General features: G+C 63.4%; 13 protein-coding genes. 6 read left to right on the top strand and 7 right to left on the bottom strand.

Translation table 11 applies throughout. From position 1 onward, the window contains the following. Both EN884_RS15315 and EN884_RS15310 read left to right on the top strand, forming a co-directional pair. Positions 1–371 (top strand): alpha/beta fold hydrolase (locus tag EN884_RS15315; protein WP_128360610.1); only part of this gene is annotated, 371 nt, incomplete at its 5' end. Between the two features lie 94 nt (positions 372–465). Continuing rightward, complete coding sequence (locus EN884_RS15310; RefSeq protein WP_063169163.1) at positions 466–1,122, top strand: glutathione S-transferase family protein; 657 nt, start codon at positions 466–468, stop codon at positions 1,120–1,122. A gap of 5 nt (positions 1,123–1,127) precedes the next feature. Here the strand turns inward: EN884_RS15310 and EN884_RS15305 are convergent, their stop codons facing one another. The 3 genes from EN884_RS15305 to EN884_RS15295 form a co-directional block, all read right to left on the bottom strand. Further along, a complete protein-coding gene (locus tag EN884_RS15305) occupies positions 1,128–1,391 on the bottom strand; it encodes a metalloregulator ArsR/SmtB family transcription factor (RefSeq protein ID WP_063169162.1) in 264 nt (87 codons plus the stop codon). 32 nt (positions 1,392–1,423) lie between these two features. Next, the gene (locus tag EN884_RS15300) at positions 1,424–2,671 is read right to left on the bottom strand and encodes an MFS transporter (protein ID WP_024502978.1); all 1,248 of its coding nucleotides are present in this window, start codon (positions 2,669–2,671) and stop codon (positions 1,424–1,426) included. Between the two features lie 89 nt (positions 2,672–2,760). Then, positions 2,761–2,955 carry a DUF1192 domain-containing protein gene (locus EN884_RS15295; protein WP_063169161.1) on the bottom strand — a complete coding sequence of 65 codons (195 nt, stop codon included), beginning with the start codon at positions 2,953–2,955 and terminating at the stop codon, positions 2,761–2,763. A 123-nt stretch (positions 2,956–3,078) separates the two neighbouring features. Between EN884_RS15295 and EN884_RS15290 the strand changes: the two genes are divergently transcribed. The 3 genes from EN884_RS15290 to EN884_RS15280 all read left to right on the top strand — a co-directional run bounded on the left by EN884_RS15290 (position 3,079) and on the right by EN884_RS15280 (position 5,572). Further along, entirely contained in the window at positions 3,079–4,089 is a 1,011-nt protein-coding gene (locus EN884_RS15290) for an NAD(P)H-quinone oxidoreductase (RefSeq protein ID WP_013529235.1), read from the top strand. A 161-nt stretch (positions 4,090–4,250) separates the two neighbouring features. After that, on the top strand, positions 4,251–4,391 hold the full coding sequence (locus EN884_RS15285) for a DUF1127 domain-containing protein (protein WP_013529236.1): 141 nt from the start codon (positions 4,251–4,253) through the stop codon (positions 4,389–4,391). Positions 4,392–4,876: 485 nt separating this feature from the next. Further along, the gene (locus tag EN884_RS15280; RefSeq protein WP_013529237.1) at positions 4,877–5,572 is read left to right on the top strand and encodes a DUF1013 domain-containing protein; all 696 of its coding nucleotides are present in this window, start codon (positions 4,877–4,879) and stop codon (positions 5,570–5,572) included. 62 nt (positions 5,573–5,634) lie between these two features. Here the strand turns inward: EN884_RS15280 and EN884_RS15275 are convergent, their stop codons facing one another. From EN884_RS15275 to EN884_RS15260, 4 genes are all read right to left on the bottom strand, one after another. Next, entirely contained in the window at positions 5,635–6,354 is a 720-nt protein-coding gene (locus EN884_RS15275) for a YafY family protein (RefSeq protein ID WP_013529238.1), read from the bottom strand. A 125-nt stretch (positions 6,355–6,479) separates the two neighbouring features. Further along, the gene (locus EN884_RS15270; RefSeq protein ID WP_063169160.1) at positions 6,480–6,887 is read right to left on the bottom strand and encodes a hypothetical protein; all 408 of its coding nucleotides are present in this window, start codon (positions 6,885–6,887) and stop codon (positions 6,480–6,482) included. A gap of 75 nt (positions 6,888–6,962) precedes the next feature. Then, entirely contained in the window at positions 6,963–7,553 is a 591-nt protein-coding gene (locus EN884_RS15265) for a DJ-1/PfpI family protein (RefSeq protein WP_063169159.1), read from the bottom strand. An 84-nt stretch (positions 7,554–7,637) separates the two neighbouring features. After that, the gene (locus EN884_RS15260; protein WP_013529241.1) at positions 7,638–7,805 is read right to left on the bottom strand and encodes a hypothetical protein; all 168 of its coding nucleotides are present in this window, start codon (positions 7,803–7,805) and stop codon (positions 7,638–7,640) included. 309 nt (positions 7,806–8,114) lie between these two features. On the opposite strand from EN884_RS15260, the gene EN884_RS15255 reads away from it, so the two are divergent. Continuing rightward, a partial coding sequence (locus tag EN884_RS15255) for a VOC family protein (RefSeq protein WP_128360609.1) occupies positions 8,115–8,908 on the top strand: 794 nt, incomplete at its 3' end.

Here is an 8,908-nt window from a genome sequence, read left to right as displayed (position 1 = left end):
GTCAAGTGGTCGATTTCATCGTCAGGGATGCACGGGCGATCGCCAGCACCACGCATCCATTCGATGCGGCGGGGATACGGGCCTTTGTCGAGCAGGATTACGACCGCTCCGGCGGCTTCCTGAGCGCGACCAACCATTTCATGCTCAAGGGCGGCGCCGCCTGGAAGGGCCGCCTGCACGAGATCGCGGCGCCGCTGCTGGTCATTCACGGCACGGCGGATCCGATCTTTCCGGTCGAACACGGCGAGGCGCTGGCCGAGACGGTCACCGGCGCAAGACTCATTCGCATCGAAGGTGGCGGCCACGAGCTGCATCCGGACGACTGGGCCGAGATGTCCGCAGCGATCATCGCGCATGTCCAAGCCGGTTGAAGCAGCATAGGCTGGTTTGACGGACAAGGCTAACCGCAACAGGCGTGCCGCAGGGTAGCGGCCACCGACAATCCACGAAACAGACGAGCAAAAAATGTCCCTGACACTTCATTTCCATCCGCTGGCCTCCTTCTGCTGGAAGCCGTTGATCGCGCTGTACGAGAACGCCACGCCGTTCACGCCTGTCATCGTCGACCTTGGCGATGCTGAATCGCGCGCGGCCTTCCTGAAGATCTCGCCGGCCGGCAAGATGCCGGCGCTGCGCGACGATGCGCGTGGCCGTACGGTGCTGGAATCGAGCATCCTCGTCGAATATCTGGCCGCGCACTATCCGGGGCCGGTCGACCTCGTTCCCGCCGAGATCGACATGGCGTTGGCCGTCCGCCAAGCTGACCGTTTCTATGATTTCTATGTGCAGGAGCCGATGCAGAAGATTGTCGGCGACCGGTTGCGCCCCGGCGACAAGACCGACCCGTTCGGCGTCGAGCAGGCTCGCGACCGGTTGCGCAATTCCTACGCCATCATCGAACAGGACATGCAGTCGAAGATCTGGGCGATGGGCGACAGCTTCACCATGGCCGATTGCGCAGCCTCCCCCGCGCTGTTCTATGCCAACAAGGTCGAGCCGTTGGGCGACAGGTACCCGGCTGTGAAGCGCTATCACGACCGCCTGCTGCAGCGCCCCGCCTTCGCTCGGGTGATCGGGGAGGCGCAGCCCTACTTCAAGTTCTTCCCCTACAACAACGGTTGATCGGGTCAGGTTTCCCAGAACTGATCGAGCCAGATGTTGAGTTTGAGGAAGCCAGTGCCGCTCACCGTGTAGACGCGCCTTGTTCCTTCCGGCTTGGCGTGGACCAGGCCGGCATCGAGCAGCACTTTCAGATGTTGCGACACGGCTGGGCGCGAGACCGGCAAGCCGGCGGCCAGTTCGGTGACGGTTTTCGGGCCGCGGCGAAGTTCTTCCAGAAGATGGCGCCGGTTGGGATCGGCAATCGCCATGAAGGCGTCGGAAAACATCATGCCTGTATTAGTGAGGCAAAGCCTTTCGAATCTCAACCGTCTGCTTCTGCTTTTCTTCTGGGATCAAGCCGCAATGCTTCCGGGGTGACCGAGCGGTCGGCCGGCTGCGTCTTGAAGGCGTCACGATCCCCGATCGGCACCGGCGCGCGGCGGCTGATGCGCAGCAGCGTGTAGCCCGCCAGGCAGAGATGCGCGAAGGCGGTCGCCAGGAACAGACCTTCCGGGCGCATCCAGCCCATCAGGGCAGCCGCAAGCAAAGGTCCGATCATCGTGCCGAAGCCATAGAGCAGCAACAGCCCGCCAGATACCTTGACGAAATCCTCCGAGCGCGCGTGGTCGTTGGCATGCGCCACGGCGATGGAATAGAGCGTATAGGCGAAGGCGCCATAGGCGGCGGTGAAGACGATGACGAAGACGCCGGAGCGTGGCTCGAACAGGAAGATCATGAGCGCGAAGAAGGCCCCGCCGAAAGCCGCCCCCGCCAGCACGAAGCGCCGGTCGGTCTTGTCGGACAGGCGCCCGGCCGGAAGCTGCATGGCGGCACCGGCAACGACCACAAGGCTCATCATCAGGGCGATCTCGGCCGTGGAAATGCCGATGCGCGCACCATAGACTGCGCCAAGCGTGCCCCAGGCGCCGTTGGCGATGCCGATCAGCACGCAAGCGACCGCCGACACCGGCGAATTGGCATAAAGGCCCCTGACATCAAGTGAGACATCCTGCAGCGGCTTGGGGTGGGAGGCGGTCGAGACCGCCGTCGGAATGAGCGACAGGCAAAACAGGATGCCGGTGATCATGAACAGCGACGCGGACTTCACGTCGCCGCCGGCGACGATCATCTGCCCACCCATGATCGAGGCATAAGTCACCATCATGTAGAGGCCGAAGACGGTGCCACGGTTCTCGTTGGTGGCCTTCTCGTTCAACCAGCTTTCGATGACCATGAAGGCGCCGGCCATGGTGAAGCCGGTGAAGGCGCGCAGCAGGATCCAGACATACTCGTCGATGATCAGCCCGGTGAGCAGCGCCACGATGGCGCCGGATGCGGCAAAGGCGCCAAAGGCGCGCACGTGGCCGGCGCGGCGCACGATGCGCGGTGCGAAGAAGCAGCCGGTGACGAAGCCGCCGGCCCAGGCCGTGCCCATCAGGCCGAGCGATGCGGTCGAGAAGCCTTCCAACTGACCGCGCAGGGGCAGAAGCAGCCCATGCAAACCAGATGCCGCGAGCAGGAAAGCGGTGCCGCGAAGCAGCGAGAGGATCGGTCGGTAGGTTGCGAACATTGGTTGATCCGGCTCAGGTTTGGCGGGGACGCTGGGTCTGAAGACAGTCGCATTCGGGCTTTTCGGCGGCGGGCTTTACGCCCGAGCGCCTATCTGCGGCGGAACAGTGCTTCGGCCGCGGATTTGGTGGTGTCCTTGGCCTTGAGTTCGGCTTCCAGGCGGGCGATTTCGTCGCGCAGGATGCCGATCCGCTCAGTCAAGTCGCTGACGGAAAGCAATGACAGGTCCTGCCCGATCTCGTGCGGGCGCGCCTTCTTCTTGGGTTCGTCGTCGAAGATCGCCATCGTCGCTCCTCCTCCGCCAAGACCAGATTGGCCATTTGCCTGATTTGGCAATCAGCATACATAGGGCAGGGGCGTCGATGCAAACAGCCGATCGGACAACGGCGAGGAAAGACGGGAAATCTCATGGCGAGCGGACAGAAAATTCCGGCAAGGATGACGGCCATCGCGATCTCGGAGCCGGGTGGCCCTCGGGTGCTGAAGCCGGAAACACGCGACGTGCCGCAGCCCGGCCCCGGCGAGATCCTGATCAAGGTGCATGCCGCCGGCGTCAACCGGCCCGACGTCCAGCAGCGCAAAGGCGCCTATCCGCCACCGCCCGGCGCATCCGACCTGCCGGGCCTCGAGGCATCGGGTGAAGTCGCCGCCCTTGGCGACGACATATCACGCTGGCGCATTGGCGACCGCGTCTGTGCGCTGACGCCCGGCGGCGGCTATGCCGAATATGTCAAGGTCCATGCAGGGAGCGTGCTGCCGTTGCCCGCCGGCTTCACCCACACCGAAGCCGCGGCGGTGCCGGAGAATTACTTCACCGTCTGGCACAATGTGTTCGAGCGTGGCGGCCTCAAGAAAGGCGAGACGCTGCTCGTCCATGGCGGCTCGTCCGGCATCGGCACGACAGCAATCCAGCTTGCCTCCGCCTTCGGCGCCTATGTCATCACCACTGCCGGCAGCAAGGAGAAATGCGACGCCTGCCTGAAGCTCGGCGCCGACCGGGCGATCAATTATCGCGAGGCGGATTTCGTCGCCGCGGTGAAGGAGGCAACGGGTGGCAAAGGCGCCAATGTCATCCTCGACATGGTCGGCGGCGACTATGTGGCGCGCAATTATGAGGCCGCGGCGGTCGAAGGCCGCATCGTCCAGATCGCCGTTCAGGCCGGCGCTGTCGCAAGCGCGGACTTTTCGAAGATCATGGTCAAGCGGCTTACCCACACAGGTTCGACGCTGAGGCCGCGAACCGTCGAGTTCAAGGCGGCGATCGCGGCGGCGCTGGAAGCGCAGGTGTGGCCGCTGCTCGGCACGCGCAAGGTTGCCCCTGTGATGGACATGATCTTCCCGCTCAGCGAAGCCTGGCGGGCGCATGAGCGCATGGAAGAGGGTGAGCATATCGGCAAGATCGTGCTCGACGTAGGCTGACAGCGCGCGAGGTCAGCGCCTCGCTGCCCACAAGATGAACAGAAGCTTAATGCTGCAATGCAGCATTTGCATCATTGCTATGCAAAATCAGCCATTCAAGTCCTCATCGATGACGCCTATTTGAGCACCATCGAAACGAACATCATTCTGGAGGGACTACCATGAACCCGATCCGCGCTTTCCGTAACTGGCGTATGTACACCGAGACCGTCCGCGAACTGAACCGTCTCAACGCACGTCAGCTCAGCGATCTCGGCATCAACCGCGCCGACATCGAAAAGATCGCCCGCAGGGCTATCTAAAGCCACGTCCTGGTCCGCTCCGGCGGGCCCAAGCCGTGGAAGCCAGAGCCGCACCAGACGAACTTTGTCGCGGTTCCGAGCCCGCTGGACCCAGTCCGGCGGGTTTTGTCGTTTTGGGCGGGAGATCAACGACCGTCCCAACCGATACCGGCCATCGAGCAGGGTTGACCTCGGTTTCCTGCATGGCATCTTGGCTCGGCGCTTTCACAAGGGCGAACCCTGATGGAAGCAGCGGCTCCGGCATGACAGGGGTGCCCCTATCTCAACCGATCTTTGCCAAGACCGGAACTCGCCAGCGAAGCCAGCTTGTCGTTCTGTTCAAGAGCGCGGAACGTTTTCGGTAAGTACCCACGGCTTCCGGTCTTTGCTCCAAAAACGTTGCGAAAGGACCCGAGAGCGGTTATACAGACCGCGAATTTCCCATTTTGGTGGCTCTAAACCACCGCCCGCGCGGGAACGCGGGCGAACGAGAAGGATTTGTAAAAATGGCCAATACGCTGCTGATGCCCAAGGCGACCGCCGTCTGGCTGGTCGACAATACCGCACTTTCCTTCGAGCAGATCGCGCAGTTCTGCGGACTGCATCCGCTCGAGGTCAAGGCAATCGCCGATGGCGAAGCGGCGCAAGGCATCAAGGGCATGGACCCGATCATGACCGGACAGCTGACCCGCGACGAGATCGCCCGTGCCGAGAAGGACCCGAACCAGCGCCTGAAGCTTTCGGACCCCAAGGTGCGGGTGCCCGAATCCAAGCGCAAGGGTCCGCGCTACACGCCGCTGTCGAAGCGCCAGGACCGGCCGAACGCGATTCTGTGGCTGGTGCGCAACCATCCCGAGCTCAAGGACGCGCAGATCTCGCGTCTCGTCGGCACCACCAAGTCGACGATCGAGCAGATCCGCGAGCGCAAGCACTGGAACTCAGCCAATCTGCAGCCGATGGACCCGGTGACGCTGGGTCTCGCCTCGCAGATCGACCTCGACATGGAAGTCAACCGCGCCTCGCGCGGCCGCGAACAGGCGCAGCCGGTCGGCGACACGCTGCTGCCGGCGGCCCTGACCGAGCGGTTGGTGCCGGCTCCCGAGAAGCCGAAGGACGAGGACGCCGAACTCGACGCCAACGCCGTGTTCGCCAAGCTCTCGGCCTTGAAGTCGAAGAACACGGACAATGACGACGACGAGTGAGGTTGTCTGATATCCAAGAAAAAGCCCGCTTCGAGCGGGCTTTTTTCTAACTGCGTCGGGTCTCAGCTTCGCGCGGCGCGGTCCGGCGCCATGCCATAGTCCTCGCTGCGCTCCACCGCGCGGTAGAAGTCGGCAAGCTGCTTGCCGCGCTCCGGCTTGAAGATGCGGCCGGCGATGACCACCGAGGCGATGCGATCGATGCGGAAGGCGCGGAAATCGTCGCGCATCTCGCACCAGGCGACCAGCGTCCACACCTTGCCCCAGAACCACAGGCCGAGCGGGCGGATATCGCGGGCGGTGCCGCGGCCGGCCTCGTCGGAATAGTCGATGGTCAGCACCTGGCGCTTTTCGACCGCGCGCTCGATCAGGTCGATCGCCTCGCGGGCGGCGTCGCTGACCACCCACATCGGTGTGTGGATCTCGGTGCGGGCGATGCGGTCTTTCTCCGCATCGGGCAATACGGCGCCGATCTTGACCAGCGCTTCGTCGGCGGCCCGCGCCATGGCGGCACCGCCAAAGGCACGCACCATGCGGGCGCCGGCGACCAGCGCGACGATCTCGTCACGCGTGAACATCAGCGGCGGAAGGTCGAAACCCTCCCTCATCATGTAGCCAACGCCGGCCTCGCCGTCGATCGGCACTCCGGTCGACTGCAAATCGGCAATGTCGCGATAGATGGTTCGCTCGGAAACTTCGAGCCATGTGCCGAGCTTCTGGGCGGTGACCAATCGGCCACCGCGCAGATGCTGCACGATCTGGAAGAGCCTGTCGGCGCGGCGCATCGTATGGTCCCTCGGCGTTGTCTCTATGCATGCCGCCCGAAACCGGTCCACCTCTGGGTGGCATGCATCGTGTTTTCGCGCATGCCGTTATCCCAAAACCGCAGAACACTTTTGGGCGGCATGCCTCATGGTTTCAGCCCTTCGCGCTTGCGCTGCGCGGCGACGAACTCCGCGCCGAAGGACAATTTCTTCGTCGTCGGTGTTTTCGCATCGAGCACGCGCCAGAACGGTGCCACGTCACTCGGCGTCATGCCGCGCTGGAGGTCCTCGTTGGCGGCTTCGGCAACAGTGCGCAGATGATAGCCTATGGTGACCGGGCATGTCACTTCGGCGCCATGCTCGACGGCAAGTGCTGTACGCAGCGCACGCACATCCATCTCGACGCCTTCGGGAATCGAGCGGATGAAATCATCGACCTGGCGCGCTGTCGGCACCAGCATAGGCTGGCCTTCGACGACATCGGCCATCGTGCGCGGCGTCGGCTTGACGCCGTTGATGCCTGGTGTGCTCAGTCTGTCGTTCCAACTCTTCATCGATCGTCCTTTCGACCGCCGATGCACGGGTGCCCTAAGCTGGCACCATTGCACGGCCCTCCTGACAGCATACTGTCAGGAGGCTTCAGCATACTCCTTGGCAAACAGCGTTCGCATCCGAGCGAGATCGCTGCCTCTTTCGGGGTAGAGCGTCTTCAGAAAGGCGAGCGCGAAGGTGCCCGGCGCCGAGCCTGGCGCGGAAACAATTTTGCCGTCGGCCATGGCATGCGGCACATCCTGATAGAGGCTGTCGCCGGCATAGCCGGCCTCATGACCATTGATCCAGTCGCGGCCATTGCTCGTATGCCTGGCCTTCTCGAACAGGCCGGCGCGGGCTAGCGCCAGCGTGCCGGCGCAGATGCCGCCGACCACGCCGCCGCGCGATGCAACAGCATTGAGCAGATCAGCAACATCGGGCGGTGCCTTGCCGGCCCACTCATCGGAGCCGATCACGGCGATGGCGTCGAGATCATCATTCTCATCCGCCCCGGCCGATCGATCGGGCGTCAGCCGAAAGCCGCTGATCCCGGTCACTGGGTTGCCATCAGGCGTCAGCGACACGGCACGGGCGCCGAACCATTCGACCGCCGAGGCCGCCAGCAGCCCATACTCCCAGTCGGCAAAACCTTCGATGAAAAGGAAACCGATCGTCTTCTGTTCGGGCATAGGCTCGCTCCCATCCTCACGCACCGGACCTGTTATCTGGGCGTTGACGCGCCCACATCCAATCGCCGGGTCGAAAAATTGGCTTCAATTGCCCCGAGGGCCACGGTCCGCATACATGTCCGGCCAGCCGATATCCTTGCGAATATCCGCCGGCAGCGAGTTCATGAACCGCTGGGTGCGGATCTCGTTGCGCATCGTGCGGATCTTGCCGACATAGTGCTGCATGCCGCGCAGAATGGTGTAACCGTTCATGGCCAGTCTCCTCTCTCTGTATGGAGGTACTATCGCATACCCCTCCTGACAGCAGTCTGTCAGGAGGATGTCAGGCGCGAGACGATAGTTGCGACCAGTGCGCGCGACGCAGGCAAGGCATCGCTTTTCGCCGCATAGAACGGTGCCGAAGGCAGGTTCGCGACTTCCGATTGTTCATAGCGACGACGTGCTCTGGGCGCCGCTGTTCAGTTTCCGGCGACGGACTGTCGGAATACGAGGCCTTCAGCGGGGTGACCGCAGTTCTGATATGGAGGGAGAAAATTGTTCCCCAACAGCAGGGAGACGACGATGAGCTTGCAACTGACAGGTATCCACCATCTGACCGCCATCACCGCCAATGCGCCTGGCAATCTTCATTTTTATACGAAGGTGCTGGGTCTGCGGCTGGTCAAGAAGACCGTAAACCAGGACGACACCTCGGCCTACCACCTCTTCTATGCCGACGGCGAAGCGACACCGGGCACCGACCTTACCTTCTTCGACTGGCCGGTCGGCCGCGAGCGGCGCGGCACGCACAGCATCGTGCGGACCAGCCTCAGGGTCGGCAGCCAGGAGAGCCTTGCCTGGTGGAAGCAACACTTGACCGACGAAGGCCTGGCAACAGGAGAGATCGGCGACATCGGCGGTTATGCGTCACTGGACTTCGAAGATCCCGAGGGCCAGCGTCTGCGCCTGGTCAGCGATGGCGGCAAGGGCGGCAGCCATCCCTGGGCGCAAAGCCCGGTACCGGCCGAGCACCAGATCCGCGGGCTCGGGCCGATCGTCATCAGCGTTCCCGACATCACCAACACCGAGGCGGTGGTGACCACGGTGATGAACATGCGCAAGGCGCGCGACTATGCCTCGCCGGAGGGCCAGGTTCACGTCTTCGAAATGGGCGAGGGCGGGCCGGCGGCGGAGCTGCATGTCCTGGTGCAGCCGGGACTGGCGCCGGCACGGCAAGGTGCCGGTGCGGTTCACCATGTTGCCTTCAGGGCGCCGGACCAGGAAACGCTGCATCAATGGACGGCGCGGCTGGCCGAGTTCCGGCTGCCGTCGAGCGGCGAGGTCGAGCGCTATTATTTCCGTTCGCTCTACTTCCG

Source organism: Mesorhizobium sp. M7A.F.Ca.AU.001.01.1.1 (genome assembly GCF_004022735.1).
In the GTDB taxonomy this organism is placed as follows: domain Bacteria; phylum Pseudomonadota; class Alphaproteobacteria; order Rhizobiales; family Rhizobiaceae; genus Mesorhizobium; species Mesorhizobium ciceri.
Note: the sequence above shows the minus strand (reverse complement) of the source record. Positions and strands in the feature narration are given on the sequence as shown.

Coding starts and splice junctions, on each gene's coding strand:
- EN884_RS15310 (WP_063169163.1), top strand. CDS start 466: ATGTCCCTGACACTTCATTTCCATCCGCTGGCCTCCTTCTGCTGGAAG.
- EN884_RS15305 (WP_063169162.1), bottom strand. CDS start 1,391: ATGATGTTTTCCGACGCCTTCATGGCGATTGCCGATCCCAACCGGCGC.
- EN884_RS15300 (WP_024502978.1), bottom strand. CDS start 2,671: ATGTTCGCAACCTACCGACCGATCCTCTCGCTGCTTCGCGGCACCGCT.
- EN884_RS15295 (WP_063169161.1), bottom strand. CDS start 2,955: ATGGCGATCTTCGACGACGAACCCAAGAAGAAGGCGCGCCCGCACGAG.
- EN884_RS15290 (WP_013529235.1), top strand. CDS start 3,079: ATGGCGAGCGGACAGAAAATTCCGGCAAGGATGACGGCCATCGCGATC.
- EN884_RS15285 (WP_013529236.1), top strand. CDS start 4,251: ATGAACCCGATCCGCGCTTTCCGTAACTGGCGTATGTACACCGAGACC.
- EN884_RS15280 (WP_013529237.1), top strand. CDS start 4,877: ATGGCCAATACGCTGCTGATGCCCAAGGCGACCGCCGTCTGGCTGGTC.
- EN884_RS15275 (WP_013529238.1), bottom strand. CDS start 6,354: ATGCGCCGCGCCGACAGGCTCTTCCAGATCGTGCAGCATCTGCGCGGT.
- EN884_RS15270 (WP_063169160.1), bottom strand. CDS start 6,887: ATGAAGAGTTGGAACGACAGACTGAGCACACCAGGCATCAACGGCGTC.
- EN884_RS15265 (WP_063169159.1), bottom strand. CDS start 7,553: ATGCCCGAACAGAAGACGATCGGTTTCCTTTTCATCGAAGGTTTTGCC.
- EN884_RS15260 (WP_013529241.1), bottom strand. CDS start 7,805: ATGAACGGTTACACCATTCTGCGCGGCATGCAGCACTATGTCGGCAAG.